Source organism: Mucilaginibacter sp. P25 (assembly GCF_050859465.1).
In the GTDB taxonomy this organism is placed as follows: Bacteria; Bacteroidota; Bacteroidia; order Sphingobacteriales; family Sphingobacteriaceae; genus Mucilaginibacter; species Mucilaginibacter gossypii.
In genome coordinates, this window is the sequence record NZ_CP193937.1 from 4,563,994 (window position 1) to 4,585,088 (window position 21,095).

The 21,095-nt window shown below is 42.6% G+C and carries 24 protein-coding genes and 1 pseudogene; 12 read left to right on the top strand and 13 right to left on the bottom strand.

The genetic code is table 11. The features are described from left to right. Nucleotides 1-8: 8 nt before the first annotated feature. From corA to ACRQ5D_RS23015, 3 genes are read right to left on the bottom strand one after another with little or no spacing between them, the layout of a single operon-like run. The gene (gene corA / locus ACRQ5D_RS23005) at nt 9-1,133 is read right to left on the bottom strand and encodes a magnesium/cobalt transporter CorA (protein WP_091164835.1); all 1,125 of its coding nucleotides are present in this window, start codon (nt 1,131-1,133) and stop codon (nt 9-11) included. Then, the gene (locus tag ACRQ5D_RS23010) at nt 1,134-1,247 is read right to left on the bottom strand and encodes a WbqC family protein (RefSeq protein WP_431200537.1); all 114 of its coding nucleotides are present in this window, start codon (nt 1,245-1,247) and stop codon (nt 1,134-1,136) included. After that, nucleotides 1,196-1,765, bottom strand: coding sequence for a WbqC family protein (locus ACRQ5D_RS23015; RefSeq protein WP_431200538.1), 570 nt, complete (start codon nt 1,763-1,765; stop codon nt 1,196-1,198). The genes ACRQ5D_RS23010 and ACRQ5D_RS23015 overlap by 52 nt, the downstream gene beginning before the upstream one ends. 14 nt (nt 1,766-1,779) lie before the next feature. Between ACRQ5D_RS23015 and ACRQ5D_RS23020 the strand changes: the two genes are divergently transcribed. Both ACRQ5D_RS23020 and ACRQ5D_RS23025 read left to right on the top strand, forming a co-directional pair. Next, nucleotides 1,780-2,664, top strand: a complete 885-nt coding sequence (locus tag ACRQ5D_RS23020; protein ID WP_091164833.1) for a lysophospholipid acyltransferase family protein — start codon at nt 1,780-1,782, stop codon at nt 2,662-2,664. Continuing rightward, a pseudogene (locus ACRQ5D_RS23025) lies at nt 2,661-3,697 on the top strand (glycosyltransferase family 2 protein). The gene ACRQ5D_RS23020 and the pseudogene ACRQ5D_RS23025 overlap by 4 nt, the downstream one beginning before the upstream one ends. Here ACRQ5D_RS23025 and ACRQ5D_RS23030 read toward each other — a convergent pair. Together ACRQ5D_RS23030 and aroQ are read right to left on the bottom strand one after the other, a co-directional pair. Further along, nucleotides 3,669-6,212, bottom strand: a complete 2,544-nt coding sequence (locus ACRQ5D_RS23030) for a mechanosensitive ion channel family protein (protein WP_091164827.1) — start codon at nt 6,210-6,212, stop codon at nt 3,669-3,671. The pseudogene ACRQ5D_RS23025 and the gene ACRQ5D_RS23030 overlap by 29 nt on opposite strands. Before the next feature lie 79 nt (nt 6,213-6,291). Next, nucleotides 6,292-6,711 (bottom strand): type II 3-dehydroquinate dehydratase, encoded by a 420-nt coding sequence (gene aroQ / locus ACRQ5D_RS23035; protein WP_091164826.1) that lies wholly within the window; start codon nt 6,709-6,711, stop codon nt 6,292-6,294. Nucleotides 6,712-6,751: 40 nt separating this feature from the next. Between aroQ and xerD the strand changes: the two genes are divergently transcribed. Continuing rightward, nucleotides 6,752-7,651 carry a site-specific tyrosine recombinase XerD gene (xerD, locus tag ACRQ5D_RS23040; protein ID WP_091164825.1) on the top strand — a complete coding sequence of 300 codons (900 nt, stop codon included), beginning with the start codon at nt 6,752-6,754 and terminating at the stop codon, nt 7,649-7,651. 2 nt (nt 7,652-7,653) lie between these two features. Here the strand turns inward: xerD and ACRQ5D_RS23045 are convergent, their stop codons facing one another. Beyond that, nucleotides 7,654-8,076 (bottom strand): acyl-CoA thioesterase, encoded by a 423-nt coding sequence (locus ACRQ5D_RS23045; protein ID WP_091164824.1) that lies wholly within the window; start codon nt 8,074-8,076, stop codon nt 7,654-7,656. A gap of 18 nt (nt 8,077-8,094) precedes the next feature. After that, on the bottom strand, nt 8,095-9,249 hold the full coding sequence (locus ACRQ5D_RS23050) for a serine hydrolase domain-containing protein (RefSeq protein WP_091164821.1): 1,155 nt from the start codon (nt 9,247-9,249) through the stop codon (nt 8,095-8,097). A 126-nt stretch (nt 9,250-9,375) separates the two neighbouring features. On the opposite strand from ACRQ5D_RS23050, the gene ACRQ5D_RS23055 reads away from it, so the two are divergent. Then, on the top strand, nt 9,376-9,732 hold the full coding sequence (locus ACRQ5D_RS23055) for a response regulator (protein ID WP_091164818.1): 357 nt from the start codon (nt 9,376-9,378) through the stop codon (nt 9,730-9,732). 110 nt (nt 9,733-9,842) lie between these two features. Here the strand turns inward: ACRQ5D_RS23055 and ACRQ5D_RS23060 are convergent, their stop codons facing one another. The 4 genes from ACRQ5D_RS23060 to ACRQ5D_RS23075 are packed head-to-tail and all read right to left on the bottom strand — an operon-like array spanning nt 9,843 to nt 11,674. Continuing rightward, nucleotides 9,843-10,619, bottom strand: coding sequence for an HAD-IIA family hydrolase (locus ACRQ5D_RS23060; protein WP_091164815.1), 777 nt, complete (start codon nt 10,617-10,619; stop codon nt 9,843-9,845). Between the two features lie 58 nt (nt 10,620-10,677). Next, nucleotides 10,678-10,827: a hypothetical protein gene (locus tag ACRQ5D_RS23065; protein WP_431200849.1), complete on the bottom strand. Its 150-nt coding sequence runs from the start codon at nt 10,825-10,827 to the stop codon at nt 10,678-10,680. After that, a complete protein-coding gene (locus tag ACRQ5D_RS23070) occupies nt 10,776-11,060 on the bottom strand; it encodes an SRPBCC domain-containing protein (protein WP_431200541.1) in 285 nt (94 codons plus the stop codon). The genes ACRQ5D_RS23065 and ACRQ5D_RS23070 overlap by 52 nt, the downstream gene beginning before the upstream one ends. A 23-nt stretch (nt 11,061-11,083) precedes the next feature. Then, the gene (locus ACRQ5D_RS23075) at nt 11,084-11,674 is read right to left on the bottom strand and encodes an acetate uptake transporter (protein ID WP_091164801.1); all 591 of its coding nucleotides are present in this window, start codon (nt 11,672-11,674) and stop codon (nt 11,084-11,086) included. A 104-nt stretch (nt 11,675-11,778) separates the two neighbouring features. Here ACRQ5D_RS23075 and gpmA point away from each other — a divergent pair, with 104 nt between their 5' ends. The 5 genes from gpmA to ACRQ5D_RS23100 all read left to right on the top strand — a co-directional run bounded on the left by gpmA (nt 11,779) and on the right by ACRQ5D_RS23100 (nt 15,435). After that, entirely contained in the window at nt 11,779-12,468 is a 690-nt protein-coding gene (gene gpmA, locus ACRQ5D_RS23080) for a 2,3-diphosphoglycerate-dependent phosphoglycerate mutase (protein ID WP_091164799.1), read from the top strand. An 89-nt stretch (nt 12,469-12,557) separates the two neighbouring features. Continuing rightward, on the top strand, nt 12,558-12,809 hold the full coding sequence (locus ACRQ5D_RS23085; RefSeq protein WP_431200542.1) for a hypothetical protein: 252 nt from the start codon (nt 12,558-12,560) through the stop codon (nt 12,807-12,809). Beyond that, complete coding sequence (locus tag ACRQ5D_RS23090) at nt 12,766-13,041, top strand: hypothetical protein (RefSeq protein ID WP_431200543.1); 276 nt, start codon at nt 12,766-12,768, stop codon at nt 13,039-13,041. Before ACRQ5D_RS23085 ends, ACRQ5D_RS23090 begins: the two co-directional genes overlap by 44 nt. A gap of 239 nt (nt 13,042-13,280) precedes the next feature. Beyond that, on the top strand, nt 13,281-14,891 hold the full coding sequence (locus tag ACRQ5D_RS23095) for a hypothetical protein (protein WP_218134382.1): 1,611 nt from the start codon (nt 13,281-13,283) through the stop codon (nt 14,889-14,891). Nucleotides 14,892-15,072: 181 nt separating this feature from the next. After that, nucleotides 15,073-15,435: a phosphoribosylpyrophosphate synthetase gene (locus tag ACRQ5D_RS23100; RefSeq protein ID WP_218134381.1), complete on the top strand. Its 363-nt coding sequence runs from the start codon at nt 15,073-15,075 to the stop codon at nt 15,433-15,435. A 147-nt stretch (nt 15,436-15,582) separates the two neighbouring features. On the opposite strand, the gene ACRQ5D_RS23105 is transcribed toward ACRQ5D_RS23100, so the two are convergent. After that, entirely contained in the window at nt 15,583-16,116 is a 534-nt protein-coding gene (locus tag ACRQ5D_RS23105) for a hypothetical protein (RefSeq protein WP_431200545.1), read from the bottom strand. A 123-nt stretch (nt 16,117-16,239) separates the two neighbouring features. Between ACRQ5D_RS23105 and ACRQ5D_RS23110 the strand changes: the two genes are divergently transcribed. The 3 genes from ACRQ5D_RS23110 (at nt 16,240) to guaB (ending at nt 20,610) form a co-directional block, all read left to right on the top strand. Further along, on the top strand, nt 16,240-17,478 hold the full coding sequence (locus tag ACRQ5D_RS23110) for a M16 family metallopeptidase (RefSeq protein ID WP_091164789.1): 1,239 nt from the start codon (nt 16,240-16,242) through the stop codon (nt 17,476-17,478). 103 nt (nt 17,479-17,581) lie between these two features. After that, nucleotides 17,582-18,859, top strand: coding sequence for a M16 family metallopeptidase (locus tag ACRQ5D_RS23115; protein WP_091164785.1), 1,278 nt, complete (start codon nt 17,582-17,584; stop codon nt 18,857-18,859). A gap of 278 nt (nt 18,860-19,137) precedes the next feature. Next, a complete protein-coding gene (gene guaB, locus ACRQ5D_RS23120; RefSeq protein ID WP_129570165.1) occupies nt 19,138-20,610 on the top strand; it encodes an IMP dehydrogenase in 1,473 nt (490 codons plus the stop codon). A gap of 77 nt (nt 20,611-20,687) precedes the next feature. Here the strand turns inward: guaB and ACRQ5D_RS23125 are convergent, their stop codons facing one another. Then, a complete protein-coding gene (locus tag ACRQ5D_RS23125) occupies nt 20,688-20,990 on the bottom strand; it encodes a hypothetical protein (RefSeq protein ID WP_432326746.1) in 303 nt (100 codons plus the stop codon). Nucleotides 20,991-21,095 lie beyond the last annotated feature (105 nt).

The following is a 21,095-nucleotide window of genomic DNA, read 5'->3' on the forward strand; positions in this document are numbered from 1 at the left end:
CGGGGAGCTTATAGCCTGTTAAACCAACCCTTTTTCCAAAATACAAACACCTGTATTAAGGCTATCAAAAACATAAACACGATAGCATAAATGTAACCATGGTGCCAGTACAATTCGGGCATGTTATCCGGAAGGATATGGCCTTTATCATCCTGGCGCGAAAAATTCATGCCGTAAATGCCCGCAATAAAAGTAAGCGGAATGAAAATCACCGAAATAATGGTAAGCACCTTCATGATCTCGTTCATGCGGTTACTTACCATGGATAGGTACAGATCGATGATGCTTGATGTTACCTCCTTATAATTTTCAATGAGATCCATAGCCTGGATGCAATGGTCGTAAGCGTCGCGTAAAAACAATTTAACTTCCGACGTTATCAGCGGACTTTCAGACCTGATCATGTCATTGATCTTATCCCGCTCGGGCCAGCTGGCACGGCGTACAACAATGAGCGTACGTTTTAGCTGCTGGGCATTAAACATGATGGTTTTATCGGCGCTCAGGTAAAGCTTATCTTCAAGGGCATCCAAATGATCGCCAATTTCGGCAAGCAGCACAAAGTAGGTATCAATTATAGTGTCAGTAAGCGCATAACACATATATCCGGGTCCCGCGGTACGGATAGCACCCTTTCCGGCTTTCAAACGGGCTTTTACGGCGTCAAAGCGCTCGGTGTGATCCTCCTCAAAACTAATGATGATATTATCTTTTATGATAGCCGAAAACTGGCAGTTAATGATCTCGTTATCCTTGTTAAATTGAACGATGCGGCTGGTACAAAAGGCATAATCCTCGTATTCATCAAATTTGGGGCGCTGGTGCGTATTGGCAATATCCTCCAAAACCAGGGCATTTATACTGCAATGCTCACCAATTTGCTCAATCAGCGAGGCATCGCCTAACCCATTAATCTTGATCCAATGGGTATGATTGTCACATTTATTGAGCTGTTTTAATGCTGTTTTGATATCCTTTCCCTCACAGGTTACCAACTCATCTTTATTATATGAGTAAACGGATATAATGGGTTTCAGTGCATCATCGGCTACCCTGATAGTACCCGGTCTGTCACCTACATTTCCTGCGTGTTTGTGTTTTTTAAGGCGCAGGCGTTTAAAGTTGCCATTCATCTACAAATAGTTTATGGTTTGCGGGCCCTGGTTAAACAGCAGGTCAATAATACTCAGGTTTTTCATAAAGCCCCGTCGGTCTTCAAATACCTGGAAATATGGTTTCTGCTGCATTTCGCTTTCTTTTTAGGATGAATAGAAAACCGAAAATCGTGCAGGTTAGGATATTCGGCCTGGTATTCATCCGTATAATTTAGTTCTGTTTTTATTTTAGTAAGCTTGAGCAGCAGGTTCAAAAGCTCCTGATTATAATCAAACAAATAGGTGATTTGTTTTTCATAAAAAGGCGCTAAATCATCTTCATAAAATTCAAAATAAGCCGAACGGCGATAACAGGCCTGCAAGCTTTGCCAGTGCAGGCGCTGCCACATAAAATCGTAGCTGATTTTTACATCTTTAACTTTAGTATGGTTTTTTGAACCTTTTATTACCGGCACCACCAATGCCAGTACCCCATCGGGCGAGTAGATATTAGCCCGGTTGCGATAAGTTTGTTTGGGGAAATGCTCTTCTCTTTCTATCAGTATATCAGGCTTGTACATATTTAACTGTACAAAATAGTCGACCGGTGGAAGATAAAACATAGGTAACACAGCGCCTTTTTCAATCATATATTTTATGTTTGTGCTCAAAATTGGCTAAAATAATGATAAAAAAGGGCTTTACTAAGTTTGGCATATTAATTTTATACCTGATATCGCTGCTGCCCTTTTGGTTTTTATACATTTTATCTGATATTTCTTTCGTTATTATCTACCACATTGTTCATTATCGCCGCGATGTGGTGCAGCAAAACCTCCGCAATTCGTTTCCCGAAAAAACAGATCAGGAACGTCATGATATTGAACGAAAGTATTATCGCTACCTGGCCGACCTGATAGTGGAAACCATTAAAATGATCACCGTATCAGAAAAACAGATCCAGAAAAGGGTAGTGGCTACCAACTCCGATTTGGTGTTTGAATACTTTGCTAAAGGTAAAAGTATTATTGCAGTTGCCGGCCATTACTGCAACTGGGAAATGGCCGCCCTCAATTTCAACTTTGTTACCGATAAAAGGTTCATGATCATTTACAAAAACTTGTCTAACAAAACGTTTGATGATTTTTTCATCAAGATCCGTTCTAGGTTTGGTGGGCAGCCGGTTGCCATGAAGCAAACATTGCGTAAAATGATTGAATACCGTAAAGAACTTACTGTAAGTGTGCTCGTAGGCGATCAAACTCCCGTGATGCATGAGGTAAACTATTTCACCAATTTTTTAAACCAGCCTACTGCGGTATTTTTGGGTATCGAAAAAATTGCCAAAACAATTGACGCAGCTGTTGTTTTTTACGACATGAAAAGGGTAAAACGCGGATATTATGAATATACGCTAATCCCGCTTACCGAAACACCAAAAGAAACTGCCGAACACGAAATAACAGATATGCATGTTAAATATCTTGAGGGGATGATCAGGAGGGAACCGCAATATTGGCTATGGTCGCACCGGAGATGGAAATTTAAGCCGGAGGATTTACATAGATGACCCATACACCTAAAGTTGCTGTAGTTATTTTAAACTGGAACGGCGCAAAGTACCTTAAACAATTTCTTCCTTCGGTATTATCCTCAACGTATCCTAACCTGGATATCGTTATGGGGGATAACGCTTCTTCGGATGATTCAGTAGCGTTTATGCGCGCAAACTATCCATCGGTAAGGATTATCCAAAATGATAAAAACTACGGCTTTACAGGGGGTATAACCGGGTGCTGGCCCAGGTTGATGCCGATTATTATATCCTGCTTAACTCCGACGTTGAGGTTGTTCCAGGCTGGATTGAACCTGTTATCGAATTAATGGAAAGAGATAGTTTAATCGCTGCTGCTGCTCCCAAGATCCGGTCATACGCACAAAAAGAATATTTTGAACATGCCGGCGCTGCCGGTGGCTTTATTGATAAGCACGGCTATCCCTTTTGCCGCGGTAGAATCTTTTACGAGCTGGAAAAGGATAACGGTCAATATGAGCAATCAGGTGAGGTATTCTGGGCATCGGGAGCTTCTTTGTTTATCAAAAAAAGCATTTGGGATGAAGCCGGCGGCTTTGATGAAAGCTTTTTTGCCCATATGGAAGAGATTGACCTTTGCTGGCGCTTAAAAAACATGGGCTATAAAGTAATGTATTGCGCGCAATCAACCATATATCACGTTGGCGGCGGTACATTAAATGCCGAAAATCCGTTTAAGACTTATCTCAATTTCAGGAATAACCTGCTGCTTATAAAAAAGAACCTTCCATTTTGGCGGACGTTTTGGGTGATCAGCATCCGCTTTATAATGGATCTACTGGCCTTGTTCAGGTTTTTGATGGAAGGTAAACGCAAAGATGCCTGGGCAGTAAGCAGGGCACATCAAAGCTTTGTGTTAAGCCTCTTTAAGAAGGGTAAAGGCGAAAGGCAAAAGGCGAAAGGCAACGCGGTACAAAACACAAAAGGCATATACAGAGGCAGTATAGTTTGGGATTTCTTTGTGAAAAAGAAAACTCATTTTACTGATCTTGATCCTTCGGAGCTTTAGTATCGTTTGTATCCTGTTCTGTTTCTTCAGCTTCCCTTATTCCCGGCGCTTCTACTTTAATAGGTGGCAAACCCTTAGGCCATATCACCCGTACATCCTGCTGGCGGAACGGTATTTCGATACCTTCTTTAGCAAAAGCATCATAGATATCGGCAAGCACGCGGCTTTTCAATGAAAGCCATGTGGAGATATCTGCAGCCCAAAAGAATAGCCTGAAATCAACCGAGCTTTCGTTGAGGTTGTGCAGGAACACAGACGGCGCGGGTTGAGCCATGATATCATCATGGCTCATCAATAAGTTTAATAATATATTCTTAACTTTTTCGATATCAGATCCATATGCTACTCCTACTATTAGCTCTACGCGGCGATTGTTATTACTTAGCGTCCAATTAATTACATGGTGCGAAATCAGGTCACCGTTAGGAACGATTACCTCGGCGCCATCGGAAGTGGCTATTTTACTGGCCCGGATACCGATATCCATTATAGTGCCCGACCGGTTATCAACCTCAATGATATCACCAACCTGGATAGGTTTCTCGAAAGCCAGTATCAAACCCGATACCAGGTTGTTTACGATATTCTGTAAGCCAAAACCAATACCAATACCAAAGGCACTGATGATGATGGTAATCTTATCAATAGGCACACCCGAAGCAGCAACGGCCAGGAAAAAGCCTAAAGCAATTACGCCGATGCGGATAAGCAGGGTAGAGGTGCGGTTCTTTTTCTTGGCTACGTCGATATCGTTGGCGTGTTTGGCAGCAATATCATAAAGGTAACTGATGATCTTTGACGCGATGGATGACAGCCAGATCACGGCCACAAATATGATTACGCTTTGAAACGTGAACTGGGTATTGGTACCCCCGATGCTGCGGTTTTTGGTCAGAAAATCACCCAGGTAATCAAATACGGTATCTTCAACGTTCAGGTTTTGGGTAAGCATTACCAGCCACAACAAGGTAGCCAATATGCTCAGCACACTCCTGAACTTATTTTGCATCAATTTATAATCGATAAAAGAAGTAAGGTTATTGCTCTTTTTACCGGCTTCCAGTTGCAGGAACAAGGCTTCCATAATGATGTGCACCATATAATACAAAGCCAGGGCAAGCCAAAGGTTATACACCACACTTACACCAATGATCTTAGCCAAACTTACCCTGCCGAAAACATTGCATAAAAAAGATGCCCCTTGCAGAAATATGAAAACCTTCAATATAAAGCCGGTATAAGGCAGGTAATCAGCCGTGGCCTTGCGCACTTCTGATAAAAACCTGAAACTTATTACCGATGCAGCGAGGCCTAAAATCAAAATAACTACCCTGTCGATATTGGTAACCTGGATATAAAGATTGCTCAGGCTGTAAATAATAGTGATACAAAATAACTGCAGCATGTAACGGAACATGGTTGCAGGGCATGCCTTTTTTATGAGGTAAAGCAGGGCAATCATCAGCACCAATAAAAACATCTCCAATACAATTACCGGTGGGTGATCATAAACGTTTGGCAGCAACGTAAAAGTTAAAACAATTGAGGATACAAACGGATAATTCACAACGTAATTGGCCTGGCTAAACACACTTTCGGGCGTATCGTTATCACGCATGATCCTGCGGCGACTGGCGCGGACCCAGGCGAAAAATACTAATAACACCACTAAACCCCCGAGATGGATCAGAATATCCCTGCCAATGAAAAAGTTAAAAAGCTTAGCGTTCATATCGGCAGTAGCCTTTGTGGCTGTACCGAAATCATTGCCTTCATCAGCATTCATGTTCCATATGTTGCTATACTCCTGGGACATCGCCCTAATGCTGAAATCCCTGATCTTGGTATCAATCTGGTCTTTGAGGTCAAGTATCGAAATATAAACAGCTGAGGTGCGGTTTTGCAGCAGGCCTACTTTCACCATTACCTTTTTATTGGTAGTATCCAGGCGGTGATATTTGCTGTCGATTGCTATTTTTTGGATGAGATAGGTAGTAGCCAGTGAGCTATCAGCAGGCAGGATTTTTAAAACGCTATCGCGCGATATGGCGTCCAAATCGTTTTGATTTTGAACAAGTTTACTATTGATATCTGCAAGCTGTTCCTGCCAAAGGTCAAGTTGGTCATCACTGCGGGTAAGCACATCCCTGATGGTATAAAGGTACCTTAACGTGCTCGATTTATCATTATCAATAAGCGATTTGATGAGCGTAATCCGCCTTTCAAATGATGGTAGCTTAGTGCTGATCTCTGCCGTATCTAACTTTTTTGACAGGTTGCTTTTGATCTGGTTAAAGGCAGATGTATAATATTCAACCTTTTGCAGCAGGTTGTTTACCGATGTATCCGAGCGTTTGAGCGCGCGCATCATCGAATCGCGCGAAAGGATAGAGGCGCGGAGCGAGTCTCTTACCGATTTTGATCTTTTCTTTTTGGCTTGGGCAAATGCATCAACACTGAATAACAGCGTAACAAAAAGCAAACTTAGCGCGGCAACCCTGAATATTTTAAGCATCTGGAACAATAAGCTGAAAGCAATGTTTTAACGCTTTTACACCAAAAGCGTTTTATCAAAACGAAAAAATATTTTAATATTATTTAAACGACAGATTTTCAATGGCCAGGCGATAGCTATCCATCCCGAAACCTGCAATTACGCCACGACAACTGGCCGCTATCATTGATTTATGCCTGAACTCCTCGCGCTTGTGTACGTTGGAGATATGCACCTCTATAACCGGTGTGTTTATTGCAGCAATAGCATCGGCAATGGCAATAGAAGTGTGGGTATACGCCCCGGCATTCATCACAATACCATCGTAACTAAACCCAATTTCATGCAGTTTATTTATAATTTCGCCCTCAATGTTGCTTTGATAATAATCAATGGTGATGTTTGCATAGCGTTGGCGCAAAGTTTCAAGGTAGGTTTCAAAACTGGCATCGCCATAAATTGATTTTTCGCGAACGCCTAACAGGTTCAAATTGGGACCGTTTATAATTTGTATCTTCATTAGTTCAAACTTAGCTATAAATCATCAAAACTAAAATCAATTGGATTGGCGTTCGGCGATAAAAGGTTTCCAGGCATATTTAAAATTAGAGAAGTCGCTATCCGACAACTCCATCGAAGCTTACAGCAGAGATATAGAAAAGTTATATCAATATTCAGATTCACAGACAGCTAAATTAAAGCCAGAATTAATTACTTTAACTGATTTACGCGGGTTCATTAACTGGATAAATGAACTGGGGGTGATCCCGTCATCTCAAGCCAGGATCCTCTCGGGGATCAAAGCGTTTTTTAAATACCTGCTGATGGAGGATATCATTAAATCAGATCCGTCAGAACTGCTCGAATCGCCCAAGATCAGGCGTAAACTGCCGGATACATTGAGCTATGAAGAGATCAACAAAATTATAGCTGCCTTAGACCTTTCCAAACCTGAAGGCATGCGTAACAAAGCCATCCTGGAAACCCTGTACGGATCAGGCCTGCGTGTATCCGAGCTTACCGAACTGAAACTGTCTAACCTGTACCTTGACATTGAATTTATAAAGGTAACCGGTAAAGGCAACAAAGAGCGATTAGTGCCTATAGGCAGCGAAGCTATAAAAGCGCTGAAGATCTGGATAGAAAATGTAAGGGTACATAACCCAATAAAAAGAGGTGAGGAGGATTATGTTTTCCTGAACAGGCGCGGCACAAGGTTAAGCCGGCAGATTATTTTTTTAACCATCAAAGGGTTGGCTGAAATCATCGGATTGAAGAAAAAGATAAGTCCACATACCTTTCGGCATTCCTTTGCCACACACCTGGTTGAAGGTGGCGCCGATTTACGGGCAGTACAGGAGATGCTGGGACATGAAAGCATCACCACAACAGAGATCTATACCCATTTAGACAGGGAGTATTTAAAAAGCACCATCAGCCAATTCCATCCGCGCAGTTAAGGTCAGATCAGGTACTGATCAATTACATCCTGAGGGATCTTTGCACCGCGTCCGGTAGCCATGTCAATCATCACATAATCAAACCAACCATCGCAGCAGATCTTTTTAGTGGCTTTATTGGTGATGATAAACTTTACACGGCAGCCTTTGTCGTCAATACTTTCAATACCGGTTTTCACAATAAAGTAATCGCCCATGGTTAAAGCACGTTTATAATCCACATGGGCGGTACGTACCACCCAGCCGAAGCCGCGTTCCATAAATTTTTCCATCGCCATTCCATAGCAACGCTCCATCTGTTCGTAACGCGCAGCCAGTACATAATCAAAATATTTGCTGTTATGTACGTGCTGAAACATGTCGATATCATCGGGGCGTACGCGAAACTCAGATTCAAAAGTGGAAAGTTGGAGTGGTGTATCCATGCAGCAAATATAGTAAACCTATTTAAGCGAAAGGAAAGCCTCCAGTTTCTCATTAAAAGTGTTCCCGTGATCGCAATTGGTAAAAAATACATAGCCGGACTGCCGGGCCTTATCCATCATGAAAGCTGATTGAAAATTGCCATTATTGCCTGAGTGTAAGTAAATTGCACCTGATGGAATTTGCGCTATTGCTATGCCCAATCCCCAGGCTGAATAGCCTGCTTTGCGGAAATCTTCGGGAAGGGGCACGGTTAATTGCTGCCGGAACATTTCATGGATACTATTGGTACTTAGTCCTTGGTCATTCATCAGGGCTATGAGGAATGCGGCATAATCTAAAGCGTTGGTGTGCAGGGAAGCTGCAGGATTGAAAGTGTTTGAATCAATGCTGATGGATGGAATTATAGGCCAGTTTAATCCGTTAGCAGGATCTATGTGCCCATCGTGATGTCCTCTGACCTTATGTTTCAAAATATAGGGATTGGCAGTGTATGAACTATGGGGCATGTGTAGTGGGATAGCAACTTCACGTTCAAACAGTGGCTCCATATTTTGCAATGAACAGTTAAGCAAATGCGCTACCACTTTGCCCAGGTAAAGAAACCCCTCGCCCGAATAATTGAATGCTGTACCTGGCTTAAAATTCAAATAAAGGTCACCTTGTTTCACGTGTAAAGAGGAATCGGCAGTGAAGAAACGCCAGTTTGGAAAACCGGATTGGTGAGAAAGCACCATCCGGGCGGTGATTAGCTTATATCTCTCATCCTGTGCAATATCAGGATAGGGAAGATATTTATACAAAGGGGTATCCATATTTAATATGCCCCGGTCAACCAATTTCATAACCCAATAGGTAAATACAGGCTTGGAGAGCGAAGCCGCTTCAAAAATCGACTGTTCGTCTATTGGGGTTTTTGTTTTAATATCTGTTACTCCTAAAGCACGGTGATAAACGATTTTGCCTTTACTGATAAATGCTATTGATAATCCGGGAAGCTGCAATGAGTCGATCTGTTTTTGCAGAAATGTGTCTATCATGGCATTGCTGATAAGTTTTCCTGCCGGAGTTACTATTTGGGCTTCTGAAATACCGCAGAACCCAAATGAAATTAAGCAGATGAGAATAAATAACTCAGTGTATTTATGGTATAAGTATTGTATGTGATTTTTCACTGTTAGGTAAAGTATGATGTGTGTTTTTATTGAGACGCAAGCATTAACTAGATGGTTACAGATTTTATCATACTTTCGCGGCCACCCAACTACTAGGGGAGTACTTTCGTAGAAGAAGGATAATTTATGAGCAAACACATTGTATTAATAGAAGACGAACCTGATATCCTTGAATCTACCACGCTGCTGCTCGAAAATGAGGGTTTTCGGGTGTCTGGATTTAAGGCTTTCACCACTTTGGAAGAAATGGTGGCCTTACAGCCTGATTGTTTTTTACTTGATGAAAACCTGCCGATTATTAGCGGCCATATAATTTGTATTTTATTTAAATCGAAGCCCGTAACCCGGGAAATTCCTGTTGTGTTGATTTCTGCCAACCCTGCAATTAAACAAAAAGCAGCAATTGGAGAAGCAGATGCCTATATTGGCAAGCCTTTCGAAATTCAGGAACTGGTGGATGTTTTGACAAGGGTTATGGCTTAATAACTTGTTGCAAAACTCCAAATGATTTAATTTACTCATGTAGTCAAAAACAAAAAACGGACGACCAGTAAAAATGATCGTCCGCTTTTAAACAGGCTTGCAGAATTATCTTATGACCACCATTTAAGCGGAAAAACTATTTTATCAACCGAGCTTGCTATCATATCAGGTTTAAAGGCATAATGGCTCAATTGATCTTTGCTGGAAATGCCTGATAGTACAAGGATAGTTTTATAGCCCATTTGTACACCTCCCTGAATATCAGTTTCCATAGTATCGCCAATAACAGTCGTTTCGGCCGTTTCAAGCCCAAGGAATTTTCTTGCCGAGCGCATCATTACCGGGCTTGGTTTGCCGGTTACAAAAGCTTTGCGGCCGGTAGCTTCCTCTATCATGGCTGTTGTAGCTGCGATACCTAAATTGTTCCAGCCCGGTTTTTTAGGAGATGGGTCCCTGTTTGTGGTTATAAACTTGGCGCCTGCCAGGATCATGTCGACCGCACGCTGCACCATTTCCAATGTAAAGTTGCGGCCTTCGCCTAAAACAACAAATTCCGGGTCGGAATCAACAAGTGTGATCCCGTTTTCGTGCAAACTGCTCAACAAACCACCCTCACCCAGCACAAAAGCGGTACCATTGGGGCTTTGATCGCCCAGGAATTTCCCGGTAGCCATGGCGCTTGTATAAATATGTTTTGTTTCTACAGTTATTCCCAATCTTTTAAGTTTCCGTACTACCTCCAGGCTGGTGCGCTGGCTGTTGTTGGTCATAAAAGCAAATGGTATATCATTATCAATAAGGTGTTTGATGAATTTATCAGCGCCCTGTATCAGTTCTTCGCCGCTGTAAATTACACCATCCATATCAATTAAAAGACCTTGTTTCATGCGTATAAATTATAAATGTTTTGTTTTATTAAAGAGGTGATGTTGAATACCCGACGTGTTAAGCTCCCTCAAAAAAGTCGATCAGGCCGCCAAAGTAACTCTCGTTCCAACCGTCAACAATATCATTATAATCATCATCGGGAATGTTAGTGTGCCTTAACTCGGCCGAAGTGCCTTGCTTATCAGCATGTAATTTGATGGTAACGATAGAATTATCGCTTTGTCCTTCAAAATACCATTGCTGAACCACCTTTTATTGGGTTCAAATTCGATGTTTTTACCTACGATACTACCATCCCACATAGAAAATTCCGTACCGGGCTCTGTCGACATTTCGGCGACTTCGCCAGTCCACAATTCAATGGTAACCGGGTTGGTGATGGCCATGTAAATCTCTTCGGGAGTGGCCGGTATGCTGTAATATTTTTTATAATCTTTCACCCGCGCAATTTAGCTCAAATAATTTAAACCTTCACCGGGCCAATCGGCAAAACGGTTTTTCCGTAAATCTCATTCAAAACATTAGCGATACCGGTGTAGATAGCCGATGCCCCACAAATAATACCTTCATAACCAGCCAGGTGTTTAATGCCTGCATTGCCGGTGACATCACCAGCCACTAACAGGAAAAATAATATAGTTAACGATGCAAAAACAAATTGCAGCGCACGGTTAAGCCTCAATGTTCCAAAAAACAACAGCAGGGTAAACACACCCCAGATGCTTAAGTATGCGATCATGGCGCCTTCAGATGGCGCAGCTCCCCAGCCAAACTTGGGCATTACCAACAGGCTCACTAATGAAAGCCAGAAAAATCCGTACGAAGTGAATGCTGTCAGCCCGAAGGTGTTGTTCTTTTTAGCTTCGATAACACCGGCGATAACTTGTGCAAGCCCACCGTAAAATATACCCATGGCTAAAATCATGGTGTTCATTTCAAAAAAGCCGGCGTTGTGGATGTTTAGCAAAACAGTAGTCATTCCGAAAGCACAAAGGCCAAGCGGTGCGGGATTGGCAATGCCATCTTTCACCGGTACTGGTGTAGTAGGGATCATAATAGGTTTTAGTTTATTTGGTTTGTACCGCAAGCTAATTGATTTATAAATATTAAGCAAGTTTTTCACAACCCTTAACCTACTTTTGCGTTAACTAAGTACCTATGCAAAAATTAGTACTAATACGCCACGGTGAGAGTATCTGGAACCAGGAAAACAGATTTACAGGCTGGGAAGATGTCGACCTGTCAGACAAAGGTTACGAACAGGCTCATCGCGCCGGAAAAATCCTTAATAAGAATGGCTATAATTTTGATATTGGCTTTACATCCTATTTAAAGCGATCAATCAAAACATTGCATTACATACTGGAGGAGCTCGACCACCTATGGATCCCCGTTGAAAAATCATGGCGGTTGAACGAACGCTTTTATGGTGCCTTACAAGGGTTAAATAAAGACGAAACCATTGCCCGGTACGGCGAAGAGCAGGTATTAAAATGGCGGCGCGACCCCAATGAACACCCGCCTGCTATAACCAAAGATGATGCGCGCTACCCGGGGCATGATCTTAGGTACAAAGATCTGACCGAGCGTGAGCTCCCGCTGACCGAAAACCTGAGCGAAACTATGGACAGGGTATTGCCTTTCTGGAACGAAAGAATTGTCAGGGCCTTGCGCCGCAATCAAAAGGTCATTGTAGTGGCACATGGTAACAGCCTGCGTTCGCTTATAAAATATATAGATAATTTAAATGATGAGGAAGTGACTGCGTTGGAAATCCCTACCGCCACCCCCTGGGTTTATGAACTTGATGGGGATTTAAACAGGATCAGGCATTATTACCTTGAATAATTTACCCTCCGGATCTTCATTTCTCTTTTTTATGTAGCACAATTGTTTATCTTGTAAGCCATAAACCAATTAATCCCTAATTAAGACGAATGAAAAAATCCGACATTTATGAAGTCGCCATTAAAGTACTGGGCATATACCTGCTGGTGGCCGATATCTCTAAACTTCCCGGCCTGATCACCTTTATCAGTAACCATGCGGGTTCCTCTCTCGAACAGCAGCCTGCCGATCAGGGAAACCTTTTGCTGGTAAATGGTTTAAACTTTATTTTCCTGATCGTATTAGCGGTGTTGTTAATTGCCGGTACAAAAAATCACCCGCTGGATCACCAACGAAAGTGACTATCAGGAAAACGCGAAACTTTTTGCAGAGCGCAAAGTCATCTACGAGATATCCCTGGTAATAATAGGAGGGTTATTGTTGGTTGGCACCATACCCGATTTTTTATACCACTTGTATACGCTTGCCAATGTTAATGAACAAAGCAGTGTAATATCGGCAGGGGCGAAAATATTTATCGGCATACTAACCGTAGCTTTTGCCAAAAGGATAGGAGCTTATTTTGCCAGGTAAAAGTTGAACAAATTTAATGTATTAAAAGAGCGACCTTTTTTGGACGCTTTTTTTATTTTCGAGCCATATGTTAGCCGTTCCACTTCTGAAAATGGAACACTTATATAAATGTAAGAAGCTTCAATAGGTTTACTTAACAATAAGTTAATGAAATAGCAATGATTACGAATTAACCTTTGTACGGTTTTACCGTATAATTTAACATTATTAACTTATACATTAAAACCTGAAAAATCATTATGCTAAAACTTACTAATCTACGTATGTGGGTATTGGCTGCTGCCGCTACAGGCATGTTGGCAAGCTGTCAAAAAAACGGCCAGATGCCTGCATTGAAAGCTGCCGACCAAACTGCAACCAGTACAAAAACAATTAAAACCTTAGCTGTATCCTTAACACAGGGTTTTGAAGTTGGCGCAACCAGTCCCAAAACTGCTTATGATGTATCGCCAACCGGTTCATCGAGCGGCGACAATGTTACCCTGTCTGGCAATTCATGGAATATGTATGATGCCCTGATCGGCAATCTCTCTGCCGACCAAAAAGCGGGCTCATGGAGTGCCCGGATCCGCAACACCGGTAAAATTACTATGCTGTTTGACGTTACCACGGGCATCAGCACGGTTACCATCAAAAGCGCTACCTACGGCGGCGATACTCCAAGCACATGGGGATTGTTTTATTCTGTTAACGGAGGTTCGTCCTGGACACAATCCGGTTCGGCAATTACTACTACCACAACTCTTACTATATCAACTTTTACTGTTACACAAACCGGTAATGTACGTTTAGAGATCCGTAAATTATCTGGCGGCACCAACCGTATCAATATTGATGATATCACCGTTAATGATAACGGCGGCGGCGGTACAGGCGGGGGTACTGTACTTACAGGCAAAAAATTCCTGTTTGATGCAAGTCACCTTGAAAACGCGGGCAGTGCCGACTGGCAAATAGATGCCGATGGCACTGAACAGGTTGCTATTTACACAGGCGGAACCACTACCGAAACCAAAGCACAACGCGTTCCTACTCCTTCATACACAGGTATCACTTCATCTACTACCGAAACTTATTGGAAAGGCGCTCTTTCAGCATGGGCGGTAGAATTGGTAAAACGCGGCGAACTGGTTGAATCGTTACCTGTAGGTACTGCAATCACTTATGGTGGTGGTGGAGCCCAGGATTTGAGCAATTACGATGTATTTGTTGTTTGCGAACCTAACCGCTTATTTACTGCCGCCGAGAAAACTGCTTTGATGAACTTTGTAGCTAATGGTGGTGGTTTATTCATGATAGCAGACCATACCGCGGCCACAACTGCTGGTACTGATGCTAATGGCTACAATCCTTCAGACCGCGATGGTGATGGTTATGATTCGCCAAGGGTTTGGAATGACTTGATGACCAACAATGGCATCAATAACAACAACCCTTTCGGCTTTTTTGTAAATTATGTTGATATCAACGAAAGCCCGTCAACCAACGTTTATACCGGTTCCAATGCCGATGCGCAAAAAGTGCTGAATGGTGCGGCAGGTACTGCTTCAAAAATGGCTTTCTACGATGGTTCTACAGCAACCTTGTTCCCGGCCAACAACTCAACCGTACAGGGCTTATTCTGGCGTAACAGCGCTACCAATGGTGGCAATGCCAACGCTATGGCATTATTGGCAACCTATGGAAGCGGCCGTGTTGTTTGGATCGGCGACAGCTCGGACGCCGATGACGGCACAGGTGATACAGGCGATAACCTGTTTAATGGTTGGTCGGGTGATGCTCCGTCAGGATATACCTCGCATTCGTCATTTCATTTAAATGCTTCATTCTGGCTGGCCAAAGCTCAGTAAGCATAGAATAACCTTTCCCCGAACGGGAGAATTTTCATTTGTTAGCTTAAGTCCGGTTGCCCGTGGCAGCCGGACTTTTTTATTACCCCGCTTCAAACAAGTTAGTTGCTTTTGCAGTTATATATTATATGAAGGTGATCAATGAACTCATCTTCTGTTTTACCTATACAAAAACATCACCATGAAAAATTATGAAACCTTAGTGGATGCCACTAATGACCTCATGAAGAGGGGATATACGGCCAACCTTAGCCTTGATGGCGATACTATTGATGATAAAGAAAAAGATATCAGGATGACTGCCGATGATTTTGAGATTGATGAGTTTTATCGCTTTGAAGGTCCAAGTAATCCATCGGATATGTCGATAGTATACGCTGTATCATCATCAAAATATAACTTAAAAGGAGTGCTGGTAAATGCTTATGGTACTTATGCCGATGATAGCTCATCCGCGTTAGCTGCCAAATTGCATCATGGCCAGGTGAGTCATAACCTGCACGGCGACGACAGGCCAACGGCGTATGTAAGTCGAAAGCCTTGAGTCAAAAATCTTAAGTTAAAAGTCGGTGACAAATATTTCTGTAGGGACAGCGGGATATTTGTTGGCGGCTTTTAGCTTTTAATACAATAGCAGACTTTAGAAGTCTTCCCTTCGGTGATTAGAGAGGCTTAGGTCTCAGTTCCTTCATCATTTTTTTCCTGCCGACTGGATAGCCGCGGTACCATTACGCATTAAAAATTCAAGCTGGGCCGGTAGCTCATCGGCCACCCAGGGGTAACGGTGCCGCAAATTAAACAAAGCCCAACCAGCAAATACTTTCACCGCTATTTTAACTTTTGGATCTATCATCCAGCCAAAAAGCTGCTCAACCGCTGGTTCAAGATCGATGCTGTTCAGTTTTTGTTTTACCGGCGATTGTTCTTTTTCCTCGGTGGCGTACATCAATATTTTAGCATAATGCCTTTGGCAGCCTGGATTGGTAACCTGTGGTAGCCGTTCAATCAAATATTCAAGATTATTGGTAAAAACCTCAGGGTCTTTTAAAAACATGTTTTCCAGGAGCCACGCCGCACGGAACCCGAGGGGTTTATCAGCATGAAAGGTAATCTCTATCAGGTCGCGCAAATCAAACTGTTGTTCAGTCAAAATACGGCTTAATTCAAGCACTTTGAGTTTGCCTATGGTATTCGCTATTTTTTGGGTAAGTTCGTCGCGGGTCATTGGTAGCCTAAAAGTAAAAAAATACCGGTGCCTAACCTAAAACACTTGTTCATTTTTGGCATTCACTTTCAATGTCATCAAAAGTTATACATTTGCTATCCGTATTAAAAATTTAAGAGATACATGGTTAAATTCAACCGATTCACACTTGACAATGGCCTTAGGGTTATTGTGCATGAAGATAATACAACGCCAATGGCGGTGCTTAACATTTTATATGATGTTGGTGCACGCGATGAAGATTCCGAACAAACCGGCTTTGCCCATTTGTTTGAGCACCTCATGTTTGGCGGATCAGTCAATATCCCTGTTTATGACGAACCACTGCAAAGGGTAGGAGGTGAAAATAATGCCTTTACCAGCAACGATATCACCAACTATTATATCACTCTGCCATCGGCTAACCTGGAAACCGCATTTTGGTTGGAGAGTGACCGGATGCTGAGCCTTGCTTTTAGCGAAAAAAGCCTTGAGGTGCAGCGTAACGTAGTTATAGAAGAGTTTAAACAGCGGTACTTAAATCAGCCTTACGGAGATGTTTGGTTAAAGCTTCGTCCGTTGGTTTACAAAAAACACCCTTATCGTTGGGCGACTATCGGCAAAACCATCAAACATATCGAGGATGCACAAATCGAAGACGTAAAAGCGTTCTTCAAAAAACATTATAACCCACAAAACGCCATTATGGTAGTAGGGGGTAACGTAACAACTGAACAGGTAAAAGAGCTCTCCGAAAAATGGTTTGCTCCGATCCCGGCCGGCGAAAGATATCACCGCAGCCTTCCCCAGGAACCTGAACAGCAGGAAGCCCGCCGCGAAACGGTTACCGCCAAAGTACCACTCAATGATGTGTATATCGCTTTTCAGATGGGGGCCCGCACAGATCAAGATTACTATGTGGTAGAGCTGCTTTCGGATATTCTTTCGCGCGGCAATTCGTCACGGTTATATAAATCGCTGATTAAGGAAAAACAGATTTTTAGCGAGGTGCATGCCTATATTACCGGCAGTTTGGATAAAGGCATGTTTGTGTTAGAAGGCAAACCGCTCGATGGCATCAGCATTGAACAGGCGGAGACTGCATTATGGGAGGAACTGGAAAAAATAAAAGCTGAGGAAATCCCGGCAGATGAACTTACTAAAGTTCAGAACAAAACCGAGTCAACCATGATTTTTTCCGAAATGTCGCTATTGGATAAGGCCATGAACCTGGCCTCATTTGAATTGCTGGGTGATGCTGACCTGATCAACCATGAAACAGCAAAATATCTTGCTGTAAACGCTGCCCAGGTAAAAGCACAAGCCAATAAACTGTTCAGAAAAGATAATTCATCAACACTTATTTATTTGGCTGAGAAATAAAAGAAACCATGATTAAAAGGATTTTAGGATTGCCTTGATGTATGGACACCGTTTGAATCAGGAAATCTTTAAATCACACAAATCAAGGTCAAACAATATACATATGATCAACAGAAAATTAGCCCCCGAATTCAGGGCTATCGATAATATTAATCTGATTAGGCCAGAGCACAAGAAACTAAGCAATGGCTGCAACATTTTTTGCTTTAACTCCGGCGACCAGGAGCTTGTGCGCATTGAGTGGGTCTTTGGTAACCTGAGCTTTGATCCGGCGAAACCATTGCTTAACATGGCCGTAAACTCCATGCTTACTGATGGCACTACAACTTTAACTGCTGCACAGATTGCCGACAAAATTGACTTTTACGGCGCCTTTTTACAGGTTGACTATGGATACGAAAACTCGCAGGTAACACTGTATAGCTTAAATAAACACCTGCACCATACTTTACCGGTTATTGCCGATATCCTGAATAATTCCATTTTTCCGGAGAAGGAACTGGAAACCTTTAAGCGCAACCAACAACAAAAATTGCAGGTTAGTCTGCAAAAAAATGATGTGGTGGCCCGCAGAGCATTTAACAGGGCTGTTTATGGAACTACCATTTTTGGATATGCTGCTGAGATGACCGACTATCAAACCCTGCAGCATGATGATATGCTGGCACATTACAAAAAAATGTACCAGCCTTCCAATTGCACTATCGTTATAGCGGGTAAGATTGAGCCGGAAATGCTAACATTGCTTACCGATACATTTGATAAAGATTGGGAAAACAGCCCAATCCCGGCGGTTACAATTCAGCCCGATATTAAAGCCGCCGCCGACCTGTTTTATTTTACAGAGAAACCGGAAGCTTTGCAATCGGCTATCCGGATAGGTACGCCTATCATCAACCGTTCGCATGAAGACTTCCAGGCGTTACAGGTTTTAAATACAGTATTCGGTGGTTATTTTGGATCGCGGTTAATGGCTAATATCCGCGAGGATAAGGGGTATACCTATGGTATAGGATCGGGGCTGGCGTCATTTAAGCAGGGCGGATCATTCTTTATAGCGACAGAGGTTGGTGCAGATGTTTGTAAGTCGGCGGTTGCCGAGATTGAAAAAGAAATGAACCTGTTGAAAACCGAACTGGTACCGGAAGAGGAACTTTCCCTGGTGCGCAATTACATGTTAGGCTCATTATTAGGAAGTTTGGAAAATGTATTTTCGCATGCTGATAAGTTCAAAACCATCTATTTTGCAGGTTTGGATTACGATTATTATGACAGGTATACGGTGACCGTAAAAAACATAACTTCAGATAAGCTGATCCAACTGGCTAATACTTATTTCAACTTCGATCAGTTTTATAAAGTGATTGTAGGGAAATATTAATTTTTGATTTCGGAATTGGGATGTTCGATTTCGGATTACTTTGATTCGGAAATTCGCTTTTTGATTTGTTTAACGGCGAATCAGAAAGCGAGACTCCCAAATTCTTGAATGGATTTGAGTAGTAAAAATAAAATAAATCCGAAATCGAACATTCAAAATGCCAATCCCGAATTATCATCTTAAGGCAATTTTAAATAAATAGAAAAGCGAAATTCCGAATTCCGAAATATTTTATTACCTTTGCCCGGCAAATAATAACTCCAAAATAATTATTTGCTATGCAGTTAGACCCATCAAAATTTGTTGCCGAAGGATTAACTTACGACGACGTTTTACTACTCCCGGCTTATTCAGAAGTTTTACCACGCGAAGTGAATACCGGCACTTACTTAACTAAAAGCATCCGGTTAAACATTCCTATTATCTCGGCCGCCATGGATACGGTTACCGAGGCTGAGCTGGCTATAGCCATTGCGCAGGCAGGTGGTATAGGTATGTTACACAAAAACATGACCATACAGGCACAGGCCGACGAGGTACGCAAGGTTAAACGCTCAGAAAGCGGTATGATCCAAGACCCGGTAACTTTACTGGAAGACGCCCTGCTTGCAGATGCTTTCCAGATCATGAGGGAATTTAGCATTGGTGGTATCCCGGTTATCGATGCAGATCATAATCTGAAAGGCATTATCACCAATCGTGATCTTCGCTTCCAAAAAGATATGAGCGTTCCCGTGAGCGAAGTAATGACCAAAACCAACCTGATCACCGCACCTGCAGGTACCACCCTTGTGGATGCTGCTAACATACTGCAAAGCAATAAAATTGAGAAACTACCGGTTGTGAATAAAGATGGGAAACTGGTGGGCCTCATTACTTATAAAGATATTCAGAAAGTTAAAAACTTCCCGAACGCTTGTAAAGACGAATACGGTCGTTTACGTGTTGGTGCAGCCGTTGGTGTAGCCGCCGATAACATTGACCGGGTAACCGCCCTGGTTAATGCCGGTGTTGACGTAATTACGGTTGATACAGCTCATGGCCATTCAAAAGGAGTTATTGATATGGTTAAGGCAGTTAAAAAACTCTATCCTAACCTGCAGGTAATTGCCGGTAACATTGCAACGGGCGATGCTGCTATCGCACTGGCTGATGCCGGGGCTGATGCGGTTAAAGTAGGTATTGGCCCAGGCTCGATTTGTACAACCCGTATCATTGCAGGTGTGGGTGTACCACAGTTATACGCGGTATATGAGTGCGCCAAGGCACTTGAAGGCCGTGGCGTTCCGGTAATTGCCGATGGCGGTATTAAACAAACCGGAGATATCGTTAAAGCTATTGCCGCCGGTGCAAGCTCAATCATGGCAGGTTCATTATTTGCAGGTGTTGAAGAGTCGCCCGGCGAAACTATTATCTATGAAGGCCGTAAATTTAAATCATACCGTGGTATGGGTTCGGTTGAGGCGATGGCCAAAGGCTCAAAAGACCGCTATTTTCAGGATGAAACCGATGTGGTTACAAAACTGGTACCGGAAGGAATTGTTGGTCGGGTGCCGTTTAAAGGCAGCATGGCCGAAGTGATTTTCCAGTACATCGGTGGTTTACGTGCCGGCATGCACTATTGCGGTGCTGCCAATATCGAAGACCTCCAACGTGCCAAATTTGTGAGGATCACCGCTGCTGGTATGCGCGAAAGTCATCCGCATGATATTACTATCACTAAAGAAGCGCCTAACTATACAAGCAGGTAATTCTTAATATAAACTGCATAAAATAAGGCGGCTGAAAGATCCTCTATCTTTCAGCCGCTTTTGTTTTTGATAATAACCTATTGGCCGGTCACTGATGATGATTTTGAAATTAAACCGTTCGCGGTGATGATCTTTAACGCCTGTTCGTAATTGAACCCCACTTTAACAAGTGCATCAAAATAATCTTTATTTAATTTAGCTATTTCGGCTATTTTGCCGGGCTGCTTAAAGTAAGCGAGTTGAGCGTCAAGCACTGATTTTGCCATCGATGCGTACATCGGTCCCATAGAATTCATCGCGTTTTGCATGTCATTAGAGGGGCTTCCATTAAATAGTCCTGTTGAGGCTGTATCCGTGGCTACAGGTGGTGGCGGAAGCAATACAACATCGGTTACCTTGACATGCTTGGTTGCAGCAGCTTGCTCAGTTAAACTAACATTATAAAAATTAAAATAGTTAATTCCCGACCTGCTTAACCCGGCATG